This is a genomic window from Aeromonas sp. R7-2 (assembly GCF_040908105.1).
Lineage (GTDB): Bacteria > Pseudomonadota > Gammaproteobacteria > Enterobacterales > Aeromonadaceae > Aeromonas > Aeromonas caviae.
In genome coordinates this window covers 327,994-353,394 of the sequence record NZ_JBFODC010000037.1, presented here as the reverse complement: position 1 = coordinate 353,394, position 25,401 = coordinate 327,994, and the positions used below count along the sequence as shown (strand labels likewise).

26 protein-coding genes are annotated in these 25,401 nt (G+C 60.2%); 16 read left to right on the top strand and 10 right to left on the bottom strand.

Translation table 11 applies throughout. The features are described 5' to 3' along the window. Positions 1 to 29: 29 nt before the first annotated feature. Together AB5Y47_RS19955 and mpl are read right to left on the bottom strand one after the other, a co-directional pair. A complete protein-coding gene (locus AB5Y47_RS19955) occupies positions 30 to 641 on the bottom strand; it encodes a flavin prenyltransferase UbiX (protein WP_167826065.1) in 612 nt (203 codons plus the stop codon). Next, the gene (gene mpl / locus AB5Y47_RS19950; RefSeq protein WP_368220582.1) at positions 638 to 2,008 is read right to left on the bottom strand and encodes a UDP-N-acetylmuramate:L-alanyl-gamma-D-glutamyl-meso-diaminopimelate ligase; all 1,371 of its coding nucleotides are present in this window, start codon (positions 2,006 to 2,008) and stop codon (positions 638 to 640) included. Before mpl ends, AB5Y47_RS19955 begins: the two co-directional genes overlap by 4 nt. Positions 2,009 to 2,241: 233 nt before the next feature. Between mpl and ppa the strand changes: the two genes are divergently transcribed. Continuing rightward, positions 2,242 to 2,772, top strand: a complete 531-nt coding sequence (ppa, locus tag AB5Y47_RS19945; RefSeq protein WP_005335667.1) for an inorganic diphosphatase — start codon at positions 2,242 to 2,244, stop codon at positions 2,770 to 2,772. A gap of 25 nt (positions 2,773 to 2,797) precedes the next feature. Here the strand turns inward: ppa and AB5Y47_RS19940 are convergent, their stop codons facing one another. After that, entirely contained in the window at positions 2,798 to 3,148 is a 351-nt protein-coding gene (locus AB5Y47_RS19940; RefSeq protein ID WP_010675583.1) for a hypothetical protein, read from the bottom strand. A 123-nt stretch (positions 3,149 to 3,271) separates the two neighbouring features. On the opposite strand from AB5Y47_RS19940, the gene AB5Y47_RS19935 reads away from it, so the two are divergent. The 13 genes from AB5Y47_RS19935 (at position 3,272) to AB5Y47_RS19875 (ending at position 15,183) form a co-directional block, all read left to right on the top strand. Further along, positions 3,272 to 4,150 carry a hypothetical protein gene (locus AB5Y47_RS19935; protein ID WP_010675584.1) on the top strand — a complete coding sequence of 293 codons (879 nt, stop codon included), beginning with the start codon at positions 3,272 to 3,274 and terminating at the stop codon, positions 4,148 to 4,150. Between the two features lie 205 nt (positions 4,151 to 4,355). Beyond that, positions 4,356 to 4,898, top strand: coding sequence for a YtfJ family protein (locus AB5Y47_RS19930; protein ID WP_010675585.1), 543 nt, complete (start codon positions 4,356 to 4,358; stop codon positions 4,896 to 4,898). A gap of 43 nt (positions 4,899 to 4,941) precedes the next feature. Beyond that, a complete protein-coding gene (locus tag AB5Y47_RS19925; RefSeq protein ID WP_080988551.1) occupies positions 4,942 to 5,232 on the top strand; it encodes a hypothetical protein in 291 nt (96 codons plus the stop codon). A gap of 36 nt (positions 5,233 to 5,268) precedes the next feature. Beyond that, on the top strand, positions 5,269 to 5,859 hold the full coding sequence (locus tag AB5Y47_RS19920) for a DUF2796 domain-containing protein (RefSeq protein ID WP_043155758.1): 591 nt from the start codon (positions 5,269 to 5,271) through the stop codon (positions 5,857 to 5,859). 4 nt (positions 5,860 to 5,863) lie between these two features. Next, positions 5,864 to 6,550, top strand: a complete 687-nt coding sequence (locus AB5Y47_RS19915) for an ABC transporter ATP-binding protein (RefSeq protein WP_139737276.1) — start codon at positions 5,864 to 5,866, stop codon at positions 6,548 to 6,550. 58 nt (positions 6,551 to 6,608) lie between these two features. Beyond that, complete coding sequence (locus AB5Y47_RS19910; RefSeq protein ID WP_052815241.1) at positions 6,609 to 7,856, top strand: ABC transporter permease; 1,248 nt, start codon at positions 6,609 to 6,611, stop codon at positions 7,854 to 7,856. A gap of 31 nt (positions 7,857 to 7,887) precedes the next feature. Further along, positions 7,888 to 8,364, top strand: coding sequence for a DUF3299 domain-containing protein (locus tag AB5Y47_RS19905; RefSeq protein ID WP_368220580.1), 477 nt, complete (start codon positions 7,888 to 7,890; stop codon positions 8,362 to 8,364). 120 nt (positions 8,365 to 8,484) lie between these two features. Continuing rightward, a complete protein-coding gene (locus AB5Y47_RS19900; RefSeq protein WP_368220578.1) occupies positions 8,485 to 9,333 on the top strand; it encodes a TIGR03899 family protein in 849 nt (282 codons plus the stop codon). Between the two features lie 237 nt (positions 9,334 to 9,570). Next, positions 9,571 to 11,199 (top strand): PAS domain-containing methyl-accepting chemotaxis protein, encoded by a 1,629-nt coding sequence (locus tag AB5Y47_RS19895; protein ID WP_368220576.1) that lies wholly within the window; start codon positions 9,571 to 9,573, stop codon positions 11,197 to 11,199. 648 nt (positions 11,200 to 11,847) lie between these two features. After that, entirely contained in the window at positions 11,848 to 12,246 is a 399-nt protein-coding gene (locus AB5Y47_RS19890) for a hypothetical protein (RefSeq protein WP_368220575.1), read from the top strand. A 104-nt stretch (positions 12,247 to 12,350) separates the two neighbouring features. Further along, the gene (locus tag AB5Y47_RS19885; protein WP_368220574.1) at positions 12,351 to 13,304 is read left to right on the top strand and encodes an alpha/beta hydrolase family protein; all 954 of its coding nucleotides are present in this window, start codon (positions 12,351 to 12,353) and stop codon (positions 13,302 to 13,304) included. A gap of 387 nt (positions 13,305 to 13,691) precedes the next feature. Beyond that, entirely contained in the window at positions 13,692 to 14,405 is a 714-nt protein-coding gene (locus tag AB5Y47_RS19880; RefSeq protein WP_368220573.1) for a toll/interleukin-1 receptor domain-containing protein, read from the top strand. A gap of 169 nt (positions 14,406 to 14,574) precedes the next feature. After that, positions 14,575 to 15,183: a hypothetical protein gene (locus tag AB5Y47_RS19875; protein WP_368220572.1), complete on the top strand. Its 609-nt coding sequence runs from the start codon at positions 14,575 to 14,577 to the stop codon at positions 15,181 to 15,183. A gap of 254 nt (positions 15,184 to 15,437) precedes the next feature. On the opposite strand, the gene cysC is transcribed toward AB5Y47_RS19875, so the two are convergent. The 5 genes from cysC to cysG form a co-directional block, all read right to left on the bottom strand. Continuing rightward, positions 15,438 to 16,031 (bottom strand): adenylyl-sulfate kinase, encoded by a 594-nt coding sequence (gene cysC, locus AB5Y47_RS19870; RefSeq protein ID WP_368220571.1) that lies wholly within the window; start codon positions 16,029 to 16,031, stop codon positions 15,438 to 15,440. 344 nt (positions 16,032 to 16,375) lie between these two features. Continuing rightward, entirely contained in the window at positions 16,376 to 18,100 is a 1,725-nt protein-coding gene (locus AB5Y47_RS19865; protein ID WP_042007068.1) for an SLC13 family permease, read from the bottom strand. Positions 18,101 to 18,104: 4 nt separating this feature from the next. Continuing rightward, entirely contained in the window at positions 18,105 to 19,532 is a 1,428-nt protein-coding gene (cysN, locus tag AB5Y47_RS19860) for a sulfate adenylyltransferase subunit CysN (RefSeq protein ID WP_042864966.1), read from the bottom strand. A 23-nt stretch (positions 19,533 to 19,555) separates the two neighbouring features. After that, positions 19,556 to 20,524 (bottom strand): sulfate adenylyltransferase subunit CysD, encoded by a 969-nt coding sequence (cysD, locus tag AB5Y47_RS19855; RefSeq protein WP_052224733.1) that lies wholly within the window; start codon positions 20,522 to 20,524, stop codon positions 19,556 to 19,558. A 104-nt stretch (positions 20,525 to 20,628) separates the two neighbouring features. Next, a complete protein-coding gene (gene cysG / locus AB5Y47_RS19850; protein WP_368220568.1) occupies positions 20,629 to 22,053 on the bottom strand; it encodes a siroheme synthase CysG in 1,425 nt (474 codons plus the stop codon). A 197-nt stretch (positions 22,054 to 22,250) separates the two neighbouring features. On the opposite strand from cysG, the gene AB5Y47_RS19845 reads away from it, so the two are divergent. Together AB5Y47_RS19845 and AB5Y47_RS19840 are read left to right on the top strand one after the other, a co-directional pair. Next, positions 22,251 to 23,174 carry an SPFH domain-containing protein gene (locus AB5Y47_RS19845; RefSeq protein ID WP_029314806.1) on the top strand — a complete coding sequence of 308 codons (924 nt, stop codon included), beginning with the start codon at positions 22,251 to 22,253 and terminating at the stop codon, positions 23,172 to 23,174. Further along, on the top strand, positions 23,171 to 23,626 hold the full coding sequence (locus tag AB5Y47_RS19840) for an NfeD family protein (protein ID WP_010675601.1): 456 nt from the start codon (positions 23,171 to 23,173) through the stop codon (positions 23,624 to 23,626). Before AB5Y47_RS19845 ends, AB5Y47_RS19840 begins: the two co-directional genes overlap by 4 nt. An 80-nt stretch (positions 23,627 to 23,706) precedes the next feature. Here the strand turns inward: AB5Y47_RS19840 and AB5Y47_RS19835 are convergent, their stop codons facing one another. Together AB5Y47_RS19835 and AB5Y47_RS19830 are read right to left on the bottom strand one after the other, a co-directional pair. Beyond that, a complete protein-coding gene (locus tag AB5Y47_RS19835) occupies positions 23,707 to 23,952 on the bottom strand; it encodes a hypothetical protein (protein WP_010675602.1) in 246 nt (81 codons plus the stop codon). A 306-nt stretch (positions 23,953 to 24,258) separates the two neighbouring features. Next, positions 24,259 to 25,308 (bottom strand): oxidoreductase, encoded by a 1,050-nt coding sequence (locus AB5Y47_RS19830; protein WP_368220566.1) that lies wholly within the window; start codon positions 25,306 to 25,308, stop codon positions 24,259 to 24,261. Positions 25,309 to 25,401: the final 93 nt, after the last annotated feature.

Sequence of the window (25,401 nt, the reverse complement as noted above, 5' to 3'; positions counted from 1 at the left end):
CGCCGCTTTTTTGTCCGCTCCCCGCCGTATCAGTGGTTTGCATAACCCCAGCGACTGGTCAACTCATGCTCGACACCCAGGTGGTCGAGGATGCGGGCGACCATGAAGTCCACCAGATCTTCGATGCTTTTGGGTTCATGGTAGAACCCTGGCGCCGCCGGCATGATGGTCACGCCAAGACGGGCAAGCTTGAGCATGTTCTCCAGATGGATCGCCGAGAAGGGGCTCTCCCGGGGCACCAGAATCAGCTGGCCCCGCTCCTTGATCACCACGTCCGCCGCGCGCTCCAGCAGGTTGTCCGAGGTGCCGTTGGCAATGGCCGAGACGGTGCCCATGGAGCAGGGGCAGACCACCATCTGTTTGGGGGCCGCCGAGCCGGAAGCCACCGGCGAGAACCACTCCTCCTTGCCACAGGCGACGATCTGACCCTCTTTGGCACCATAATGGCGACAGAGGTACGCCGACAGCTCCTTGGGGGAGCCCGGCCAATCCTGCTGCTGCTCGGTCTTGAGCACAACCCTGGCCGCCGAGGAGGCGAGCAGGAAGACGCGATAGTCCGCCTGCACCAGGCATTCCAGCAGGCGCAGGGCATAGGGAGCGCCGGAGGCGCCGGTCAGCGCCAGGGTGATGGCCTTGTTCATGATGCGCTCTGCAGCTCCTTGAGGCGGGCGATCAGCTTGTCGTGAATGCCGCCGAACCCGCCGTTGCTCATGATCAGAATATGATCCCCTGGGCGGCTCTCGGCCACCAGGGCGCCAATCAGGGCATCAAGGGCCTCGAATACCCGGGCAGGCCGGGTCATGTGGGCCGTCACCTCCCCCAGATCCCAGCCGATGTTGGGGGGCTGGAAGAAGAACACCTCGTCGGCACCGTCGAAGCAACCGGCCAGCTCCTCCTTGTGAACCCCGAGCTTCATGGTGTTGGAGCGGGGCTCCAGCACTGCCAGGATGCGGGCCTTGCCCACCTTGGCGCGCAGGCCGCCCAGGGTGGTCTCGATGGCGGTGGGGTGGTGGGCGAAGTCGTCATAGACGCTGATGCCGGCCACTTCCCCTTTCAGCTCCATGCGCCGCTTGGGGGACTTGAACTGGCAGAGGGCGTTGATCCCGTGCTCCACCATGACACCGGCATGACGGGCGGCGGCGATGGCCATCAGACCGTTGTTGACGTTGTGCTCTCCGATGCACTCCCAGTGCACCTCCCCCTGTTTCACGCCATCCAGCCACACCTCGAAGGCGGAGCCGTCATCGGCCAGCTTCACCGCCTTCCACTTGGCGTCGTCCTGGCCCACCAGCTCCACCTCGCTCCAGCAGCCCATCTCGCGCACGGCGGTAAGGTTGTCATCGCCTTTGGGGAAGAGCACCCGGCCGTTGCCCGGCACGGTGCGCATCAGGTGGTGGAACTGACGCTGGATGGCGGCGAGATCCGGGAAGATGTCGGCGTGGTCGAACTCCAGGTTGTTCATCACCAGGGTACGCGGGTGATAGTGGACAAACTTGGATCGCTTGTCGAAGAAGGCGCAGTCATATTCGTCCGCTTCAATCACAAAGAAGGGAGCCGAGCCAAGACGGGCGGAAACCGGGAAGTTGCCCGGCACGCCGCCGATGAGGAAACCGGGTTCCAGCTTGGCATACTCCAGCACCCAGGCCAGCATGCTGGCGGTGGTGGTCTTGCCATGGGTGCCCGCGACGGCCAGCACCCAGCGATCTTTCAGCACATGCTCCAGCAGCCACTGGGGGCCGGAGATATAGGGCAGATTGCGGTCCAGCACATATTCCACACAGGGGTTACCACGGCTCATGGCATTGCCGATCACCACCAGATCCGGCGCCGGATCGAGCTGGGAGGGGTCGTAGCCTTCGGTCAGTTCGATGCCCTGTTGCTCGAGCTGGGTGCTCATGGGGGGATAGACGTTGGCGTCGGAGCCAGTCACCCGATAGCCAAGCTGTTTTGCCAACACCGCCAGACCACCCATGAAGGTGCCGCAGATCCCGAGAATGTGAATGTGCATACCGCTGCCTTTTCCAGTAAAGGGAGTGCGCATTCTAGGGTCTGTTGACCCGGTGGCACAAGCCGCGCCCATGGGGAGCGAAGGCATCCGCGCCCGCAGACGACAGAAATCGGGCAAGCGCGGGGAAAAGCTCCCCTCCGCCACGCCACCCGGCCCTTGAAATATGGTCATTTGACGGGACATCGCTATAATGTCGGCCTGCAAACTTGACTCCAACACTCAAAGGAAACGTCATGAGCCTGAACCTGGTACCGGCCGGCAAGAGCCTGCCTGACGACATCTACGTCATCATCGAAATCCCGCAGAACGCCGACCCGATCAAATACGAAGTCGACAAGGACAGCGGCGCCATCTTCGTTGACCGTTTCATGTCCACCCCGATGTTCTACCCGTGCAACTACGGTTACGTGAACGCCACCCTGTCCCTGGACGGGGATCCGGTCGACGTGCTGGTTCCGACTCCCTACCCGCTGCTGGCCGGCTCCGTCATCCGCTGCCGCCCGGTCGGCGTGCTGAAGATGACCGACGAATCTGGCGAAGACGCCAAGATCGTGGCCGTTCCCCACTCCAAGCTGACCAAGCAGTACGATCACATCCAGGATGTGAACGATCTGCCCGAGCTGCTGAAAGCCCAGATCCAGCACTTCTTCGAGCGCTACAAAGAGCTGGAAGCGGGCAAGTGGGTCAAGGTGGAAGGTTGGGGCGACAAGGCCGCTGCCGAAGCCGAAATCAAGACCTCTGCCGAGCGTTACGCTGCAAAATAAGCGTACTCCTCGCAAAAAAGGCGCCTTATGGCGCCTTTTTTATTGGTCGTTGCGGGGACGCTCCGGGGGGATCTCCCTGGATATAGAGGTCGCGCCCGTTTTGCCGATAGGGGCGGTAATAGTCATCACCGCAGCGATATTCCTGACCGGCACCTCCCACCAGATCGCAGTTGACCGGCAGCACCTCCAGCCACTTGATGGCCTGCTGGAATCGCAGCCACTCCTGCCATTCATGCTCCCGGGCCAGCTGATCCCGCAGGGCGAAGGTATCCGCGCTGGACAATCCCTGATTGACGATGACCTGCCCCGCCAGCGCCGGCGTGGCCACCAATATCAGCAGAAACCGTGAAACAAGCTTCATGATGATTTCCCCCATGACTTATTTCCTGAATTAAATTTAAAGTCAGATCAGATAATTACCAATATATCTGTCACCAGACCAATCCAAATGCCGGTCACTCACCTAGTTGTTTATTATCAACCCAGGCGGAGGCGCACCATGAAACTGGCACAAGGCTTTCTGTGCAGTCTGCTCTTCGGCACCATGGCGCAGGCCAACGAGATCAACCTGAGCTGGCAGTGGCAATCTGCGGATGGTCAGCAAAAGCACCTGCAATTGACGGCAGATGAGCGCACCTTTTCAGCCAGCCGTCACGAGATGACACAGCTCGACACCGCCCTCAACTTCCCGCTGGAAACACTCTACTCCTACATCAGTCCGCGCCTCTACAACAGCATCAACCAGATCAACCAGCACAGCCCGGAGACGGCCACCAAGTTCCGCAACCTGGAACAGGCCTTTACCCTGCACGACAGCAGCCTCGAATCCGCCCAGTTCTGGCAGGCCTACCGGCAATATCAGGAGGACGCCTTCTACGAGATGCGGGTCCAGCCCTGCGTGCACCCGGCCAACCAGAAGCTGCCCTGTGTGCGCCCCAACTACTCCCAGCTGTTCTATCAGTTCAAGGGAGACCTCAAACCCCTGGCACAGCAGTTTTCGGCCAAGGATCTCGCCACCAGCGTCACCCTGCTGCAGGAGTGGCTGAGCGGCATCCCCACCCCGCCCGAGCAAATGGACCACTTCGCTCCGCCCTTGCAGGCCCTGCAGGACAACAAGGCCGACAGCGACGAGAAGGCGCTGCTCATGGCCAGTTTGCTGGCGGAGCTGGCGCCCCAGTACAGCCTCAGCATCATCTATCCGAACATCAGCATCGGCAGCGTCTCGCCGGCCTGGCTCGCCATCACGGCCGACAGCGGCCTTGAGGGAGACACCCTGGTGATCGGCAATCAGCGCCACGTGCTGCTCACCGGTTCTCCCCTGCTGGCCCAGCAGATGACGATGGCCCAGATTCCCTTGATCAGCGAACCGCTCTACTAGCCTCTTCTGACCATCACTTGCTTTTGATGGATGACATGCCATCCTTGCCGCCGTCATTGGGGGGATGGCGCCCATGTTGACAAGATCACCGTCGCACCCTGCATTATTTAACACTTTTTAAACAGATCCGATCAGTTTAGGATGTTCAGGGTCCCATTCCCTCGACCCAGAAATCGTTATAACATCACAAAGGAGTGTCATCCGGATGAAACATCTCGTGCTTACTCTGGCGCTGCTGCCAACCCTGGTCATGGCCCACAACATCAAGGAATCAACCCAGGTGCCGCTGGTCAACATCAGCGACAAGGGGGAGCTGGTGCTCAAGGAGAAGGAGATCAGCTATCAGCCCTGGCAGAGCAAGGTCCTGACCGGCAAGGTCTTCCTGATCCAGCACATTGCAGGTCGCTCCAGCGCCAAGGAGCTCAATGCCCCCATGATCGAGGCGATCAAGGCGGCCAAGCTGCCCCACGACAAGTACCAGACCGTCACCATCATCAACAGCAATGACGCCATCTGGGGCACGTCCGGTTTCGTGAAGAGCAGTGCCGAGGACAGCAAGAAAGAGTTCCCCTGGTCCGCCATGGTGCTGGATGCCAAGGGGATGGCCCGCAACGCCTGGGCGCTTACCCCGGAAAGTTCGGCCATCATACTGCTGGATAAAGAGGGCAAGGTGCTGTTTGCCAAAGATGGCCAGCTCGATGCCGCCGAGATAACCAAGGTGATGGGGCTCATCCAGTCCCATCTCTGAATCAGAGAGAAGGGCGCTGATGGCGCCCTTTCCACAAGGGTCTATGGGTCGTTCCACACTGACAATCTGGGTGTTGCTGCTGGGCTGGTTGTGGATGCAACCGGTGCTGGCACAGCACCCTCTTGAAGCTGCCCTGCCCGATCACGGTCATGCCTGCACCCTCTGCGTCCTGCATCTGGATGGCAAGCTGGCACTGACGCCGACCCCCGTACTCCCTCCCCTCTCCTCTGGCATCGACCGGTATATCGGCACTCCCCAACCGAGGGCGGCCACCGGCACCACGGGACATCGCCGTATCCGCGCCCCACCGCCCCTTCATTGTTTCTTTTTTTGAACCAATCTTTTCTCTATTTATTCAAAAGGATTAACGATGAAAGCAGTCACCCTGTTGCTGGCCGCTGCCGCCTTCGGCGCCCAGGCCAATCACGACGAACACGAAAGCCACAGCCACGGTGCCCATGAGCACGGTCACGGCCACCTCAACCTGGTACTCGACGGCAACCAGCTGATGATCGAGTTGCAGGCCCCTGCCGCCGATCTGGTGGGCTTCGAACATGCCGCCAACACCGATGAGGAGAAAGCGCAGTATGCCAAGGCGGTGGCCCGCCTCCAGCAGCCCGACGCCCTCTTCCGTTTCGACCCGGCCGCCGGCTGCAAGCTGACCCAGCAGGAGCTGCAGGCCGCCAAGGAAGATCATGACCATGAGCACGAGCACGAGCACGAGCATGAGCACGACAAGGCTGATGGCGCTCACGATGAACACCATCACGACGACGCGGGCCATGCGGACATGGGAGCCATGTACACCTACACCTGCGCTACCCCGGCCAAGCTCACCGGTCTCGAGGCCACCCTGTTCAGCCTCTACCCGAGCCTGGAGAAGCTGAGCGTGCAGGGCATACTGCCCACCGGCCAGACTGCCGCCGAACTGACTCCGTCCGCCAACAAACTGGGCTGGTAACACCATGAAACATGCCGTGGTTGAGATCCGTGATCTGGCCTTTGCCTGGCCGGGTCACGAAGCCGTCCTCGATCTGCCCGCCCTTCGCATCCACGAGGGTGAGCGCGTCTTCATCAAGGGCCCATCGGGTTGTGGCAAGTCCACCCTGCTCGGGTTGCTGGCCGGTATCCAGACCGCCAACCACGGCACCCTGGAGGTGCTGGGCCAGCCCCTGGCCCGGCTTTCCGGCCGCGCCCGTGACCAGTTCCGGGCGGCCAATCTGGGGTACATCTTCCAGCAGTTCAATCTGCTGCCGTTTCTCTCGGTGCAGGACAACGTCACCGCTGCCCTCACCTTTTCACCCGCCAAGCGGGCCCGCCTGGCAGGGAGCCCCGAGCAGGAGGCGCGCCGCCTGCTGGCAGAACTGCAACTGCCGGATGAGGCACTCCATCGCCCCGTCCACGCCCTCAGCATCGGCCAGCAGCAGCGGGTTGCCGCCGCCCGCGCCCTCATAGGCTCCCCTCCTCTGGTGATCGCCGACGAGCCCACCTCGGCCCTGGACACCGACAACCGGGCCGCCTTCATCCGGCTGCTGTTCGAGGAGTGTGACAAGCAGGGATCTACCCTGGTCTTCGTCAGTCACGATCCCTATCTGGAGCCCCTCTTCCCCCGGGTGGAGAACCTGCAACAGCTCAACCGGAGGGCGGCATGACCACACGCCATCATCTCGCAGCCCGTCCGGCCATCTCCCCTTCACTGCGGAGGCTCTCATGCTGAAACTCGCCCTGCAAAGTCTCTGGGCCCGTCGCCTCACCGCCGGGCTCACCCTGCTGGCCGTCGCCATCAGCGTCACCCTGCTGCTCGGGGTGGAGCGGGTGCGCAGTCAGGCACGGGACAGCTTCGCCAACACCGTCTCGGGTACCGATCTCATCGTCGGCGCCCGCTCCGGCCAGGTGAACCTGCTGCTCTATTCGGTGTTTCGCATCGGCAACCCCACCAACAACGTGGGCTGGGACTCCTACCAGGCCATCAAGGCCAGGCCCGGTATCGCCTGGACCATCCCCCTCTCCCTCGGCGACTCCCACAAGGGGTTTCGCGTGCTCGGCACCAATGGGGACTACTTCACCCACCTGAAGTACGGCCAGCAGCAGGCGCTCGTCATGCGCGAAGGTCGCCCCTTCGAAACACCGTTTGAAGCGGTGCTGGGTGCCCAGGTGGCCGAAAAGCTCGGCTATCACCTGGATCAATCCATCGTCATCGCCCATGGCGCCGGCAACACCTCGTTCAGCCAGCATGACAACATGCCGTTCAAAGTGGTGGGGATCCTGGCCCCCACCGGCACCCCCATCGATCGCACCATTCATGTGCCGCTGGCGGGCATAGAGGCGATCCACCTGGGCTGGGACACCGGTCGTCACAGCAAGAACGTGACCCCGGAACAGGCGATGGCGCTGGATCTCACCCCCAAGACCATCACCGCCTTCATGGTGGGGCTCAGCAACCGGATCCTGGCGTTCCAGTTGCAGCGCAGCGTCAACACCTATCCCAGAGAGCCCCTGATGGCCATCCTGCCGGGAGCCGCTCTGCAGGAGCTCTGGGGGCTGATGAGCGTGGCGGAGACCGCCCTGTCGGTGATCGCGGGCTTCGTGGTGGTGGCGGGCCTCATCGGCATGCTGACCACCCTGCTCGCCGGCCTCAACGAACGGCGCCGCGAGCTCGCCATTCTGCGCTCCCTGGGGGCGGGCCCTGCCCACCTCTTCCTGCTGCTGGCGCTGGAGGCGATGGCGCTCACCACGGCGGGCATCGCCCTCGGGGTGGCCGCGCTCTATCTCGGTCAGGGGCTTGCTAGCCCCTGGCTGCTCAGCCACTATGGCCTGCAAATGAGCCTGGGTCTGCCGAGCGCCTATGAGTGGCAACTGCTGGGCCTGGTCTGGCTGGCGGGCATGGTGATCGGGCTGCTGCCTGCCGCCCGCGCTTACCGCTACAGCCTGAGCGACGGCATGAGCATTCGCGTCTGACCCGACGCATCCGACCAAGAGAGAAGAACAGATGATGAAGTGGAAAATAGTGGCGCTGCTGGCCAGCCTGCTGGTGCTGCCTGCCATGGCTGCAGATTACAAGACCATCGACTGGGATATCCTCATCCCGGAGGGGGAAAAACTGCTGCCACCGCCCCAGGTCAGCCATGATGGCGACTTCTCCTCGGTGCCGCAGCCGGTGGGGGGCGTCAACATGAAGCTGGACAATCAGGAGGTGCGGATCCCCGGGTTCGTGGTGCCCCTGGAAGGGGATGCCAAGACCATCACCGCCTTCCTGCTGGTCCCCTACTTTGGCGCCTGCATTCACGTGCCGCCCCCGCCCACCAACCAGGTAATCTACGTGAGCTACCCCAAGGGGGCGCCGGTGGATGACCTCTGGGACGCCATCTGGGTCAAGGGCAAGATGCACACCGTCAGCTCCAGCCACGAGATGGCCACCGCTTCCTACTCCATGGACGCGGTCGAGGTCAGCGTCTACGAAGAGTGAGCCCCTGATGGCCTCCCCCGGGAGGCCATTTTTTATCCCGTGACGACCCCGGCAAAGGGATTGTTCATGGATCTGGTTGGAGTAACATTCACTACCAGACCTTGCCATCACGGAGCCAGCATGGCTGACCTGCCCCCCAAGAAAGAGAGTTCCATCCTGAGCAGCCAGGAGCAGACCCTGCGCCTGGCCCGCAGCCGCGGCATCGATGGCATGCTCACCCGCAACAGCGACAGCACCTTCGAGCAGCGCGCCACCTTCCGCCAGTTGGCGGAGCAGGCTACCCGCCAGCGCAATCTGGAATCCATCATGGTGATGGCCGCGCGCCACTGCGAAGAGACCGCCGCCGGCGGCGAGATAGACAGCGACTGGCTCACCCGCTTCCTGCAACTGGCCGAAGACATCAGCATGACCCCCATGCAGCAGTTGTGGGGCCGCATCTTCGCCCTGGAAGTCGCCACCCCGGGCCGCTTCTCCATCCGTGCCCTCAACACCCTCAAGGAGATGACCCAGCGCGAAGCCCAGCTGTTCCAGCGCATCTGCGCCCTCTCCTGCCACTACGAGGGCAGCGACGAGCAGCGTCTGCTGCTGGGCATGCACAAGGGGGCCAGCCTGCTCAGTCGCGCCAAGGTCACCCGGATGGGGCTCGGCAAATACCGGGTGCCCTACAGCGCCCTGCTGCTGCTGTGCGATCTCGGGCTGCTGCACCGTGGCGAGCTCGAATCCGGTCCCCTGCCCGCCGACGGGGTCGAGCTGGCCTTTGGCAACCAGCGCTGGCGTCTGCGCCAACGCCAGAGCAACCTCACCCTGCTCTATTACCGGCTCACCCCCATCGGCAACGAGCTTGCCCTGCTGCTGGACGAGCCCCCCCTGGAGGAGTACCTGCAGGATCTGAAGACCCTGCTCTCCACCCACCTGCAGATAGAGACCCAGATGCCGGCCCCGGTCAGCGAGCCGGATCTGTCCGCCTGAGGCTGGCGGAGGCCCAGGCCCCGCCTTGCCAAATTGCGAAACCCGCCCTGCCATTGCCAAAACGGCTCCCAAAAAGCGAATCCTGACGGCCGGGACAGACGCGAGCCCGGGCCATGTACGGCCCTCTGCGGGTTTTGAGCGCAAAAGAGACATATAGAACGCAATTTAAGCGTTTTTGGGCACTCTGGTGTACGAATTGCAACCAGACTCTCTTTCCCCTGTCAGGCAGGAAGTACCATGAGAGTCAATCAACCCGTTACCCAGCGTGAGCGCCTCTACCCGTCGCACCAGAACCTGATTTCCACCACGGATCTGGAGAGCCGCATCACCTATGCCAACGACGAGTTCTGCCAGATAGCCGGCTTCACCCTGGAGGAGCTGCAAGGGGCGCCCCACAACCTGGTCCGCCACCCCGACATGCCGCCCCAGGCGTTTGCCGACATGTGGCGCCATCTGCGGGAAGGCAAAAGCTGGATGGGCCCGGTCAAGAACCGCTGCAAGAACGGGGATCACTACTGGGTCAACGCCTTCGTCACCCCCATTCAGGACGCAAGCGGCAAGGTGGTGGAGTACCAGTCGGTGCGCACGGCGCCGGACGACGCGATCAAGCAGCGTGCGGAGCGGGTCTATGACGAGATGCGCCGCGGCAAGACCCCCCGGGCCCTGCGCCTGCCTCCCTGCTGCCACACCCTGGGGATCCACCTCTGCCTGATGGCGTTGCTGGCCAGTCTGGTCCCCCTCGGCTATCAGCACGGCCCGGGCTGGCCTCTGCTCATCGGCGCCCTGCCCCTGGTGGTTGCGCTCGTCATCTGCCAGACCCTCTCCCGGCGCCTCGCCCGGCTGGAGACCCTGGCCCGCCACCGTTTCGACAACCCCTTGATGCAACTGCTGTATACCGGCCGGGTCGATCGTCTGGCTGCCGTCGAGCTCGCCATGAAGATGAACCAGGCCGAGTTCAATGCGGTGCTGGCCCGCACCCAGCAGACTTGCCAGCAGATCGTGCAGGCGGCGCAGACGGATCTGAACAATGCCGAGTCCATCACCGGCAACCTGCAGCAACAGCAGGCCCAGACCAACCAGGTAGCGACCGCCATCACCGAGATGACGGCGTCCATTCGCGAGGTCTCCCACAGCTCGATCGCCTCCTCGGACAGCCTGGACAACACCGCCGTGCTGTTTCGGGAGGGCAATCGCAGCGTGCTCGATACCGTGGCGGCGGTGGAAGGGGTTCACGGCGAGCTGCTCACCTCCCGCGCCGTGATAGAGGCGCTGGCCAGCCAGTGCCGCGCCATCGATGGCATCCTGGACGTCATCAACAACATCGCCAACCAGACCAACCTGCTGGCCCTCAATGCGGCCATCGAGGCGGCCCGGGCGAGCGAGTCCGGTCGCGGCTTCTCGGTGGTGGCGGACGAAATCCGCACCCTGGCCATCAAGACCCAATCCTCCACCGGCGAGATCCAGCAGATGATAAGCCTCTTGCAGGCCAGCGCCGACGATGCCCAGCAGGCCATGGCGCAAGGGGAACAGCTCTCCGCCAGTTGCCGCCTCAAGGCCGCCGCCACCGGCGATATCCTGCAACAGATCAGCGAACGCCTGTTGCAGGTGACCGCAGGCAGCAACCAGATAGCCCAGGCGGTGCAGGAGCAATCCCTGGTCACCCAGGACATCCACCACAGCGTGCTGGACATCAAGCGTCTGGCCGACGATTCCAGCCAGGGCAGCCGCCACGCCGTGCAGGGCATTATTGCCCTCGTGAAGCAGCTCGGGGATCTGGAGCGGCTGGTACGCCAGTTCCAGCAGCATCCCGCCACCCAGCCAACCAGTTCGCCCCTGACCAGTGGCCAACCCCTGCTGGCCCGCTGAGCCTTCACGGAGGAAACCAGACCTAAAGACCGTGCGCTAACAATAAAAATGGGCCCCTGCCGTCACCGGCAGCGGGCCCCTCTTTTGGGTGGAGCATGGGCGTCTGAGCGGGTTTCAAATTCGAGTCCTCGACTGAACCCGCGGGTCTTTCGCCCCCTCCCAACCACCTGCTCGCCCGTGCCACGCCGACCCTCTCGGCTGCACCGCATGGCCCTCAGCAGGGCAATGGTCTTGCTCACTCTCCCATCCATACACCGTGAATGTTGGGCGTTGGGCCTTGAGCGTTGAGCGTTGAGCGTTGAGAGTTGAGCGTTGAGCGTTGAGCGTTGAGCGTTGAGCGGGAAGCGGGAAGCGGGAAGCGGGAAGCGGGAAGCGGGAAAGCGTCGCGCCTTGAGATCCCTCTTATCCAACCTGCCGCAGGCCCCCGCAGCCCCCCCCCCCAATTTATTGATCTTGCCCGAGAAATCGCCCGCTCCCCCTTCCCTAACCAGCTCCGTTCGGTAACATGGCCATCAGGATCACCTCTTGTCGGAGTCAGCCATGAACCAGACCGGAGCCACAGGAAAAGCGCAGCAGGCTGGAGGCTGAAATTCAGGGGCGGTAGCTTTGCCTGAATGTTGGGGAAATCACGACCAAAGAGGTAAAAGTTTGAAAAGAAAACCAATAATAAAGCTTTCTCATATTCAAGAAGTTATCAAGTTATTTGATTCAATAAGCCAAGACGCGAGCTTACCTGATTCATATTACGAGATGTCTCGTTATATAAGCTCAACTGAATATGATGAAATGAATTTGTATGAACTTTCTTTTGAACCTTATTTATCTATAGCTAAGCAATGTGACATGAGTTTTTTCGCCCTGTATCGGAGCAAACAACGAATATATCTTGCTCATTGTAACGATGCCGGTCACCCCCCACCTCGATGGGAAGCCCATCCTATTAAATTATCCCAACTTAAGGATATTGAGTTGATGATATTTTTAATGCGAGATCACGCCTATCAGCTAGTGCTCAGAAACAAGCAAGGTTTAGCCTATGGAATTTAAATCATTCAATGTTCCCAAATAGATAAACTGATAAGATTAATAGCATGTGATTACCACATTTTTCTTAGTATCAATCATTAAAAACCACAACCATCATATTCAATATGAAAGTTCTATTAATGTTTTTTGGTTTTCTCTTTTTGACAAGTTCGGTGAACCCTCAGGAGATCATGACTCGCACAGCGAGCAGGGATGATGGCTCGCCTATCTCCTATTATCTTGTCCAACATGCCCATGGCGCAGATACATTGCTGTTGATCCTGCAAGGTTCTGATTGCAATAGTGTGTTGAAAATAGAATCCATACTCACCGAGTATAAAAATGTTTGGCCAGAAGCTGATGTGTTGCTAATCGAAAAGTACGGCATCAATCGCAAATTAAAATACAGTAAAGATGCCGAACGCAAGGATTGCCCTGCCCAGTACCTTGAAAAGGACAATCCTGCGCAGCGGGTCGCGGATATCAACACTGTGCTCGATATCGTTCGAAAAGACGGGCAATACAAAAAGCTCATCCTCTTGGGCGGCAGTGAAGGGGCCGTTATATCCAACCTGGTGAGCGCAGAAGTTGACTATATCGATGCCGCTATCTCCTTTAATGGCGGTGGCCGCTGGTTTATCGATGACGTCTCACACAGCATCGCGGTAAAGCATAAAAACCCCGCTGCGGCGAAAAAAGAGGTCGATGACTTTAAAGGGTTTGCCGAGCATGTTCTTCACAGCAACCCCTTTGAGATTGACGTCAGCGGGCATGGCTATCATTGGTGGCAGCAGATGCTCTCCATCGATCAGCTGGATACCCTTATAAAAGTCAATTCTCCTTTACTGATCATTCAGGGTGGAATGGATACTTCGGTATCACCGCAAAAAACAGATGAGTTGGTGCAGCGCCTTAAAGAACTCGGGAAGAACAATATCGAGTATCGGCGTTACGAAGCACTGGATCATGGGTTGAAAGACAGCGACGGGAAAAGCCTGCGCAAAGAGGTTATCCGCGATATAAATATATGGTTAAGGTCGAAGCTAGGTAACCCAGCCAATAAATCCAGCGATAACTGATTGAAGTGGGGATAAGCATGCTAGTAAATTACCTCCTTATACGTTGATAAGCAGTTTGTTCATTCACCCCTCGTAAGAGCCAGACTAGATCCACACAGAAGGGAAAGTGCAGAAAACTGGAGGTTGAACTTCAGGGGTGGTAGCCTTATCTGAGGAAATATATAAGCAATGGCGATATACCATGCGCGGCAGCCCTGATTTCAATCCTGATCTACGGCCCTACAGTAGATATCGACTGAGCTTGCGAAGCCCGACGTTTACCGTGAATAATTGCTAGAATGTTGGGTTTCGTAATAGTAATCCCAACCTACGGCCCTGAGACCATAACATTATACATTACAGCCCCCTTAATTAAGCGTTATGTTCATGTGGAGATAATTATCTAAGATGGATATTGAAGAATTAAAGAAACGTGCTTGGGATTACGTGCAACGCCAAGCTGACACAACGGTAACATCTGTAGATTTTGTAGAATCGTTCCGATTGCTGGGGCGCGACGATGCTGTAATTTCTGTAGTTACTACCGACAAAGAAATACCTGAATGGTGGGTAGTCGGCGGTGATACGCCAATAAACCTCTATGACAAGTCAAAGTTCAACTCTCCCGACGAGGCATTTTCGTTTCATACTGGTATCATGATGAGGATGATGGATCGTGACTATGTTGAGTCTGACGAACCGCCGGAAGAAATTGGATATGATGCATTTATTTCACATGCTAGTGAAGATAAAGATGACTTTGTACGACCTTTAGCAGGTATTCTCAAAGAATATGGCTTTAGGATTTGGTATGACGAGTTTGAATTGGAAATTGGAGATAGCCTCCGAGAATCTATTGATAAAGGCCTCGTCACGTCAAGATATGGTATCGTTGTTTTATCGCCTAAGTTTCTAGATAAAAACTGGACCAAGTACGAACTTAACTCACTCGTAGCAAGAGAAATTGAAGGTAAAAAAGTTATTCTTCCAATATGGCATAATGTAACAAGACAACAGGTTATGCAATATAGTCCTATGTTGGCAGACAAGCTGGCTCTGTCATCAGAGAATATGGCCATAAATGAAATCGCCAAGAAAGTATGTAGAGCATTAGTGAAATAAACAAACATAACAAAGCCAATCTGAGGGACAGCCAAACTGCTGCGCGTTTTGTATGTCCCTACTGGTGCTTTAAACGTACGCATAGAGGAAGATAATGTCATTGGAAGCAAACGTTAGCAGTGGGAAATACAAAGGAAAGCCGTTGTACCCGCACTTGCACGAGGACAGAATGTACGTTGCAACCCGTACTAGATACAAAGCAGACTATGTGAGGGTTAAGACTCTTGAGCAATTAGAAGCTCTTGTGCAACAAGGCTATGGTGCGAGAATGTCAAACCCAGACATTGAAAATGCACCATCCTTCATAGTGTCTAAAAATATAAAAATTGATGCCCTAGATGTAAGTTTATCTAAGGTTTTGCCTAAAACTATCGAGGATTTTGACCTAGATCCAGATTCAATATCAAAAAGACGTGCCGAGCAATCAATTCTGCGAGCATTTCTGTTGAACGGTCGCGCACAGGCACCTTGTATCCTTTGCAATCGTGATTTCCCAGAAAATATGTTAGTTGCAGCTCACATCAAGAACAGGTCAAAATGCAGTAACAGTGAAAAACTAGATTTTGGCAATATTGCAGCTCTTATGTGCAAAATGGGTTGCGACGATCTTTTCGAAAAAAAATACATCTATGTTGAGCATGGGAAGATTGTTGGCAATTTTTATGCAACTCTCACTGATGCCATGACAGATGCAATAAAAGCCCTAGAAGGTAAGAGTGTCGCCAACTGGGCTAATAGCAAGAAATATTATGTTTGGCATGCTAAGCAAGCAACATAGATCGCCTAACATACATATAAGCCAAAGTAACAACAGAAATGATGTCTCAGCCGCATTAAAAGCCATACCGCAGGCGCTTGGCCGAGTACCTCCACTTTTCGTGGTGCAAAGCGTTGAGCTTATTGCACCCTAAGGTCTCGAAAACACTCAACAGAGAAATGGTGGCAGCGACAAGGGGGATCATAGTAGGAAAGCAATAAATAAGGGGGGCAAATGCCCCCTCTGATAGAAACCCTCGGTATCAATAATCAACCTCAGTCGATCAAGCCCCGCAGCCGCAGGGCGGTCAACAGCTCCTCCACCAGCGCTTCCACCGGCTTGCCGGCGTTCAGCAGATGGATTTCCGGCTGCTCGGGGGCCTCGTAGGCGGAGTCGATACCGGTGAAGTTACGGATCTCCCCCGCCCGCGCCTTCTTGTAGAGCCCCTTGGGGTCGCGCTCTTCACACACGCTAAGGGGTGCATCCACAAACACCTCGACGAACTCCTCTTCACCCACGAGATTGCGCACCAGTTGCCGCTCGGCACGGAACGGCGAGATAAAGGCGGTGAGGACGATCAGTCCCGCATCCACCATGAGTTTTGCCACTTCGCCGACCCGGCGGATATTCTCCTGGCGGGCGGCGTCATCGAAGCCGAGATCGCCACAGAGGCCGTGGCGCACATTGTCCCCATCCAGCAGATAGGTGTGCTTGCCCGAGGCGGCCAGCGCCTGCTCCAGCGCCCCCGCCAGGGTGGACTTGCCCGCCCCGGAGAGCCCGGTGAACCAGATCACCAGGGGCTTCTGTCCCTTCTGCTCGGCCCGGCTCTGTTTGTCGACGGCATGGGCATGCCACACGATATTGCTCATCCAACACTCCTTGATTGGCGCTCACGCCTCAAAACTTAAACTGTCCGGCACCACAGGGAGCCACCTCGGACTATCAGCCGACAACGTGCTGATGCCATGGCATTGCTCATCCAACACTCCTTGATTGGCGCTCACGCCGCAATACTGAAAACTGTCCGCTACAGCGGGGAGCCGCCTCGCGATGAGGCGGCAAGGTGCTGATGCCCTGAGATGCGCATGCAACTCCCCCTGATTGGCGCTCACGCCTGGATGCCAGTGCCCTGGCACTCCCCTGTATCATAAGCAGCCTTGATAAAAGCCGCGTTAACATAAGCAGCCCTTAACACATCCCCCGGTATCAGACCTTAAAACGGAAACAGCAGGGGCACCATGACGATCACCCCGATGCTGTAGGCCAGGGAGACAGGCAGGGCCAGCTTGAGATAATCCGGCATCTTGTAGTTGCCCGCCGCATAGACCATCAGGTTGGTCTGATAGCCGTAGGGCAGGATAAAGCTGGAGCTCGCCCCGAACAGCACCGCCAGAATGAACGGCATGGTGGAGACGTCCATGCTGAGCGCCAGCTGGAATCCCATGGGAAAGGCCAGGGCCGCCGCCGCGTTGTTGCTCATCAACTCCGTCAGCACCAGGGTAAACAGATAGATCCCCACGAAAGCGATAAAGGGACTGGCCCCGTTGAACTCCCCCATCAGCCAGTCGGCGATGAGCTTGGCCAGCCCGCTCTTCTCCAGCTGATCGGCGATGGCGAGCGCCCCGCCCACCACCAGCCAGATATCCAGGGGAAAGCGGCGGCGGATCTCGTCCAGGGTCAGGATGCGGGAGAAGAGCAGCACCACCAGCATCACCAGCAGCCCCTTGAAGAGCGGCACCAGGTCGAGCACCGACAGGGTCAACACCCCGAGGAACCCCGCCACCACGGCGGCGCTGCGCGTGGCATCGAGCCGGGTGGAGGCCTCCAGCCCGCTCACCACCACGAACTCCCGGGAGAGGGACTTGTTGCCCGCAAACTTGGGGCCGGGGGCCAGCAGCAAGGTGTCCCCTGCGTGCAGTTCAATCTGGCCGAGGCCGCCGGTGAGCTGGGTCTCGCCCCGGCGCACCGCCAGCACCACCGCATCGAAATGGGTGCGAAACTCCGCATCCTTGATGGTCTGACCCACCAGACGCGAGCTGTGGCTGACGATCACCTCCACCAGGTGCTGGCCGTTGAGGCGGTGCTGGCCGTAGAGATCCAACCCCTTGAGCTCCTGCAACACGCCGACGCTCTCCACGTCGCCGCAGAACAGCAGCATGTCCCCCTCGTGCAGCTCGTGTTCCGGCTGCACCGGGCAGATCACCTGGTTGCCCCGGATGATCTCGGCAAGATAGAGGCTTTTCAGGCTGCGCAGGCCGTTCTCCTTGACGCTGCGCCCGGCCATGGGCGAGCCGGGGCCCACCTTGGCCTCGAGAAAATAGCCGGATTCCCGGCTCATCTCGGTGTCCTGCTCCGGCAGGTGGCGGGCAAACAGCAGCACGGCGATAAGGCCGGTCAGCAGGGTCCCCGCCCCCACCATGAAGAAGTCGAACATGCCGAGCGGCTTGGCCCCCATCTTGATGAGGAAGCTGTTGACGATAAGGTTGGTGGAGGTGCCGATCAGGGTCAGCACACCGCCAAAGGTCGCCGCGAAGCACATGGGCAACAGCAGCCGGGAGGGCGCATGGTTGGGGTTGCGCTTGACCGCCCCCAGCATGGACGCCACCACGGCGGTGTTGTTGACGAACGCCGACAGGAAGGCGGTGGAAAACCACACCTTCACCAGCACCTTGTTGAAGGAGCCGGTGCCCACCAGGTTGGCAAACCAGCTCATGACCCGGGTCTTCTCCACCGCGAGCGATACCAGCAGCAGCAACACCAGGGTCAGCAGGGCGCTGTTGGTGTAGCCCGCCACCACGGCGTTGATGTCCGCCAGGCCGCTCAGGTAGGTGATGAGCACGGCGCCCGAGAAGAGCAGCGCCGGCCGGAGTTTGCCCTGGATCAGCAGGGCGACGAGGGCAGCCAGCAGACCCAGCACCAGGGATTGTTGCCAGGTCATGGGCTTACTCCTTGCCGGAATCGTTGCTGATGGTCAGCGCCTGCCAGTGGGGGAAGTGCTTGCGCACCAGGGCGTTGAGCTCCACTTCGAACTCGCTGTATTGCCCCGCCATCACCTTGGCCGCCAGCCCTTCCACTATCATGCCGGCACCGACGGTGACGTTGGTCAGCCGGTCGATGAGGATGAAGCTGCCGGTGTCGCGGATCTCCTTGTAGGGGTCGAACGCCACCGGGTCGGTCAGGCTGAATTCGCACAGGCCGATCTCGTTGAGCTTGAGCTCGGAGGCGGGCAGCTCGTCGAGCTTGTTGATCTCGATGCGGTGGCGGATGGCCTCCACCTGGCCACGACTCTTCTTGGTGGCCAGCTTGACGTCATAGACCCGGCCCGGTTGCAGGGACTCTTCCCCCATCCAGACGATGTGAGCCAGCACGTTCTGGGTCACCTGGGGCTTTTTCGCCGCATCCACCAGCAGGTCGCCCCGGCTGATGTCGATTTCGTCCGCGAAGGTGACCGTGATGGCCTGACCCGGCAGGGCGTACTCCAGATCCCCGTCGAAGGTGACGATGCGGGTCACCGTGCTCTCTTTGCCGGACGGCAGCACGGCAAGCTTGTCGCCCACCCGCAGGATGCCGGAGGCCAGGGTGCCCGCGAAGCCGCGAAAATCGAGGTTGGGGCGGTTCACGTACTGCACCGGCAGGCGCACCGGATGACGCTCCAGCTCGCGCTCCACTTCGGCGGACTCCAGCAAGGAGAGCAGGGTCTCGCCCTGGTACCAGGCCAGCTTGTCGCTCGGGTTCACCACGTTGTCACCGTCCAGGGCCGAGACCGGCACGATGTGGATGGTGTCGACGCTGAGTTTCTTGGCGAATTCGCGGTAATCGGCGCTGATGCGATCGAACACCTCCTGGCTGAACTCCACCAGGTCCATCTTGTTCACTGCCACCACGAACTGCTTGATGCCGAGCAGGCTCGCGATAAAGCTGTGGCGGCGGGTCTGATCCAGCACCCCCTTACGGGCGTCGATCAGGATGATGGCCAGATCGCAGGTGGAGGCGCCGGTGGCCATGTTGCGGGTGTACTGTTCATGGCCCGGGGTGTCCGAGATGATGAATTTGCGCTTGGCGGTGGAGAAATAGCGGTAGGCCACGTCGATGGTGATGCCCTGCTCGCGCTCCGCCTGCAGGCCGTCCACCAGCAGGGCCAGGTCCAGCTTCTCGCCGGTGGTGCCGAGCTTCTGGCTGTCGGACTCCAGTGCCTTCAGTTGATCTTCATAGATCTGCTGGGAGTCGTGCAGCAGGCGGCCGATGAGGGTGCTCTTGCCGTCGTCCACGCTGCCGCAGGTGAGAAAACGCAGCAGGCTCTTGTGCTGCTGGGCGTGCAGGTAGGCTTCAATGCCCTGTTCGCTGATGGCGGTCTGAATGTGGTTGTTCATGTTGCGATTCCTTAGAACATTTTTTAGAAATAGCCCTGACGCTTCTTCTGCTCCATGGAGCCGGCCTGATCGTGGTCGATGAGCCGCCCTTGCCGCTCGCTCGAGGTGGTGATCAGCATCTCTTCGATGATCTCCGGCAGGGTGGTGGCATTGGATTCGATGGCCCCGGTCAGCGGGTAGCAGCCGAGGGTACGGAAGCGCACCAGCTCCTGCTTCACTTCGTCTTCCGGGCCGATGGGCATGCGATCGTCATCCACCATGATCTTGATGCCGCCGCGATCCACCACGGGGCGCATGGCCGCGAAGTAGAGCGGGACTATGTCGATGTTCTCGAGATAGATGTATTGCCAGATGTCCAGCTCGGTCCAGTTGGAGAGCGGGAAGACACGGATGCTCTCCCCCTTGTTGACCTGGCTGTTGTAGACGCGCCACAGCTCCGGGCGCTGGTTCTTCGGATCCCAGCGGTGGGACTTGTCGCGGAAAGAGTAGACGCGCTCCTTGGCGCGGGATTTCTCCTCGTCGCGACGGGCACCACCGAAGGCGGCGTCGAAGCCGTATTTGTTGAGCGCCTGCTTGAGCCCCTCGGTCTTCATGATGTCGGTGTGCTTGCTGCTGCCGTGCACGAAGGGGTTGATGTCCATGGCCAGACCGTCCGGGTTCTTGTGGACGATGAGATCCAGCCCGAACTTTTTGGCGGTCTCGTCCCGGAACTTGATCATCTCCTTGAACTTCCAGTTGGTGTCCACGTGCAGCAGGGGGAAGGGGATCTTGCCCGGATAGAAGGCCTTGCGGGCCAGGTGCAGCATGACGGAGGAGTCCTTGCCGATGGAGTACATCATCACCGGGTTTTCAAATTCGGCGGCCACCTCGCGGATGATATGGATGCTCTCGGCTTCCAGTTGCTGCAGGTGAGTCAGTCGCTCGCGGGTGACACCTGCACGGATGCTCTGTGCATCGGATGGCTGCAGTTGGGTCAGTCTTTCACGGTCCATGTCTGGGTCCTCGGTTCATTGCTATCGCACCTGCTCGGGGCGCGGTGTTGGTTCAGTTCGGTGCCGCTATGGCCGCACCGTCAAATCGATTCGGGTCTCGCCTCTCAGGCCAGGCTCACCAGCTTGAGCTCGTGGCCGCTTTCTGCTTCCTGCCCTTGCCCCTGTTCGCCAAACCAGGCGAGTTGCTGGCGCAGGGCCACCACTTCACCGATGACGATAAGCGACGGGCTCACCGCCTGCTGGGCCAGTTCGGCCAGATCCGCCAAGGTGCCGGTCAGCACCCGCTGACGGGCCGTGGTGCCCCGCTCGATGATGGCGATAGGGGTGGCGGCGCGTCGGCCATGGCTTACCAGTTGCTGCTGGATATGCTCGGAGCGCATCAGCCCCATGTAGATGACCAGGGTCTGGTTGGTGGCCGCAAGCTGCTGCCAGTCGGGCTCCTTGCCCTCCTTCTGGCAGTGGCCGGTGATGAAGACGGCGCTCTGGGCATGGTCGCGGTGGGTGAGCGGAATGCCCGCATAGGCGGTGGCGCCGGCGGCGGCCGTGATGCCGGGCACCACGGAGAAGGGAATGCCCTCCTCGGCCAGCACTTCCAGCTCCTCGCCACCACGGCCGAACATGAAGGGATCACCCCCCTTGAGGCGCACCACCCGGTTGCCCGCTTTGGCATATTCCACCAGCAGGCGATTGGTCTCTTCCTGGGGCACGCTGTGGGCACCCGCCTTCTTGCCGACCGACACCAGGGTGGCGTCGCGGCGCACCAGGTCCAGGATCTCGGGGGAGACCAGCTGGTCATAGAGCACCACTTCGGCCTGCTGGATCTGTTGCAGCGCCTTGAGGGTCAGCAGGCCAGGATCCCCCGGGCCCGCCCCTACCAGCACCACTTCTCCCACTTCGGTACGGGCTTTGTCCAGTCCCTCGTTCAGCCACTGCTCGGCACCCTGCCAATCGGCTTTCTCAATCAGACCGGCCAGGGTGTTGGAGGCAAAGGCGCGCTCCCAGAAGCGGCGGCGATCGGAGAGGGAGGCCAGCACCTGCTTGGCCCGGCGGCGCACCCGGCCGGAGAGCTCCGCCAGACCGCCAAGATGGCGGGGCAGCAGGCTCTCGAGCCGCTCGCGCAACAGGCGCACCAGCACGGGGGCCTTGCCGCCGCTGGAGACGGCCACCACGATGGGGCTGCGATCGATGATGGAGGGGAAGATAAAGCTGGAGCGCTCGGGGTCATCCACCAGGTTGACGAACAGACCGCGCTCGGTGGCGCTCTGGTAGACCAGGGCGTTGACCTCGAGATCGTCGGTCGCGGCCACCACCAGGATCTGCCCTGCCAGGTGGGCCGGGTCGAAACGCGCCGCCACATGGGTGAAGCGACCGGAAAATTCATGGAACTCGGGCTCGAGCACGGGAGAGACCAGGGTGATCCGGGCACCTGCCGCCAGCAGCAGGCGCGCCTTGCGCAGGGCAACCTCGCCCCCGCCCACCAGCAGTACCGGGCGGCCTTCCAACCTGGCAAACATAGGTAAATAATCCATCAGGGCCCGCTCCTCGGCATCGCGACATCTGGGGCGACTATAGGCAGGAGCGCTTATCCCTCAAAATAATAAAAAATGCTCTTTAATGCGTTTTGGTAATTAGTAAAGCCGTGTAGCGGCAATAGAGAAGCGAATCTGCTTGTGGTGGATGGCACCAGACCCTAGGCTAGTGAAAGTGTTTCATAAGGAGCTTAATCATGAATGAGTCATTGATTGTATTGGGGATCTTCATATTCCTGGTACTCGCCACCCTGAGTGCCGGCATCAAGATAGTGCCCCAGGGTTACAACTGGACCGTGGAGCGCTTCGGCCGCTACACCCGCACCCTCTCCCCGGGCCTCAACCTGCTGATCCCCTACATCGACCGCATCGGCCACAAGATCATCATGATGGAGCAGGTGCTGGACATCCCGGCCCAGGAGGTGATCTCCCGGGACAACGCCAACGTCACCATCGACGCCATCAGCTTCGTGCAGGTGGTGGATGCCCGCAAGGCGGGCTACGAGGTCAACGATCTCACCAGCGCCATCCGCAATCTCACCATGACCAACATGCGGACCGTGCTCGGCGCCATGGAGCTGGACGAAATGCTCTCCCAGCGCGACACCATCAACGAGAAGCTGCTGCGCACCATGGATGCGGCCACCGCCCCCTGGGGCATCAAGGTGACCCGGATCGAGATCAAGGATGTGCGCCCGCCCCTCGCCCTGGTGGAAGCCATGAACGCCCAGATGAAGGCCGAGCGCCAGAAGCGGGCCGAGGTGCTGGAGGCCGAAGGGGTGCGCCAGTCCAAGATCTTGAAGGCCGAGGGGGAGAAGCAGTCCCAGATCCTGAAAGCCGAGGGTGAGCGTCAGGCCGCCTTCCTCGCCGCCGAAGCGCGGGAGCGGGCCGCCGAGGCGGAAGCCAAGGCGACCCACATGGTCTCCCAGGCGATTGCCGAGGGCGACATGCAGGCCATCAACTACTTCGTGGCCCAGAAATACACCGAGGCCCTGGCCCGCATCGGTGAAGGCCCCAACAGCAAGATCATCATGATGCCCCTGGAAGCGGGCAGCCTGATAGGCTCGGTGGCGGGCATGGCCGAGCTGTTCAACAAAGACGGCAAGGCGGGCAAATCATGACAGCCCTGTTCGAGGGGCTGACCCACTGGCACTGGCTGGGACTCGGCTTCGTGCTGCTGGCCATCGAGGTGATGGGGTCGGTGGGCTTTCTGCTCTGGACCGGCATCGCCGCCCTGGAGGTGGGGCTCCTGCTGCTGGTCTGGCCCTTCGGCTGGCAGGCGCAGTTGCTGCTCTTCGCCCTGCAATCCCTGCTCACCACCTGGGCCTGGTGGCGCTGGCAGCATCGCCGGGATCGCTCCGGGCTGGATGCCGCCGCTCCCATCAACGAGCGGATGCAAAGCTACATGGGCCGCGAGCTGACCCTGCTGGACGAGGTCAGCCAGGGGATGAGCCGGGTGCATCTGGACGACACCGTCTGGACGGTGCGCTGCAACGCGCCGCTGCCGGCCGGCAGCCGGGTCAAGGTGGTGGGGGCCGACTCCCACATCCTGCTGGTGGAACCCCTCGGCTGACCGGGCAACGCCCCGCCATGGCCATAAAAAAACGGGCCCGGCGCGAGTGCGCCGAGCCCGTTTTTCAATGAGGTGCTGGCTTAGTTGGCCTTGGCATCGCTCACGGCAGCTTCAGCCTTGGTGGCCACGTCAGCGGCAGCCTTCTCGACAGTAGCGGAAGCTTCGGAAGCAGCCTTCTCGACGGTAGCAGACGCTTCGCTAGCGGCTTTCTCGACAGTGGCAGCAACGTCTGCGGCCGGGGTCGCAGCCGGAGCGGCAGCTTCTTCTTTCTGACCACAGGCGGTCAACATCAGACCCAGGATACCGGCTACCAGTACTTTGTTCATGTGCATACCCTCAAAAAAAGATGGAGAGATGGTGCAGGGACCATCACTGTACGCCCCGGCTCCTGTCGGCACACCGGCCGCTGGAGCCCGAAGGCGCGCGAAATATATCCCCATATGCGGCCGATGAAAACGCGTATCACAATGATATTTTCTCGTTGGCATGATAAGAAACACTGCTGCAACGACAAATATTAATATAAAACACCCATTCATCACCAGATTCGCACAACAAATCGCCAATTACCTGACGATTGCCAGTCAGCCATTGTCTTTCTGTCAGGCTCTCGGCGCTGCCGGATTACGCCGTCAGTCAGACAGCTTCTGACAAGGCAGGCGCCGCCCCTGCTGGTCGCTCTCCCGGGCCAGGTCCAGCAAGGCCATCACCGCCAGGGCCTCGTCGGCCGGCACCGGGTTCTCCCCCTCTCCCCGGATGGTGGCGCAGACACCGCGATAGTAGGCGCCGTAGTCCCCCGCTTCGCCAGCCACGGTCTGCTGCACGAGCTGACCGTCCCGGATCTGGCTGAGCTGGCCGGGGGCGGGATCCACGCCCCAGTCCGCCGCCGGAGGCCGCTTGCCCTCCTTGAGCTGCTCCTCCTGCACGTCCATGCCGAACTTGATGAAGGAGCCCTGACTGCCGTGCACCACGAAGCGGGGCATCACGGCCGACACCAGACAACTGCCGTGCAGAATGACCCGCATCTCGCCATAACCCAGCACCACATGGAAGTAGTCGTCCGCCAGGGCCCCGGGGCGCTGCTTGCCCAGATCCGCCTGCAACCAGTCCGGCTGGCCGAACAGCTGGAGCGACTGATCCAGGATATGAGGGCCGAGATCGAACCAGAGACCGGAGCCCGGGCCGCCCGCCTCGCGCCAGCGCTGGCGCACCTCGGGGCGATAACGGTCGAAGTGGGATTCGAACTGGGCGACTTGCCCCAACGCCCCCTCCGCCAGCAGACGGCGCACCGTGAGGAAGTCCCCGTCCCAGCGCCGGTTGTGGAAGATGCTGAGCAGCCGTTGCTGCTTCTCCGCCAACTCGACCAGCGCCTTCGCTTCGGCCAGATCCAGGGCGAACGGCTTGTCGATCACCACGTGCTTGCCCGCCAGCAGGGCCTCGCGAGCGATGGGGGCGTGGGTGTCGTTGGGGGTGGCGATCACCACCAGATCGAGGCTGTCATCGGCCAGCACCTGCTCCAGGGTGCCGACCCGGGTGCCGGGCAACGCGACCTGTACCTTGGCGGCATCCCGGCTCACCACCCAGCGCAGGGTCAGGCCCGGGGTCGTGGCCAGGAAGGGGGCGTGAAAGGTCTGTCCTGCGAAGCCGTATCCCACCAGGGCGGCGTTGATTGTGTGGCTCATCCGGTTTTCTCCACGGGTCTGTGATCATGCGAGGCAGGCGGGTCGCCTGAAAAAGAGAAGGGGGCTCAAGGCCCCCTGAGTGTGCTCATCAGA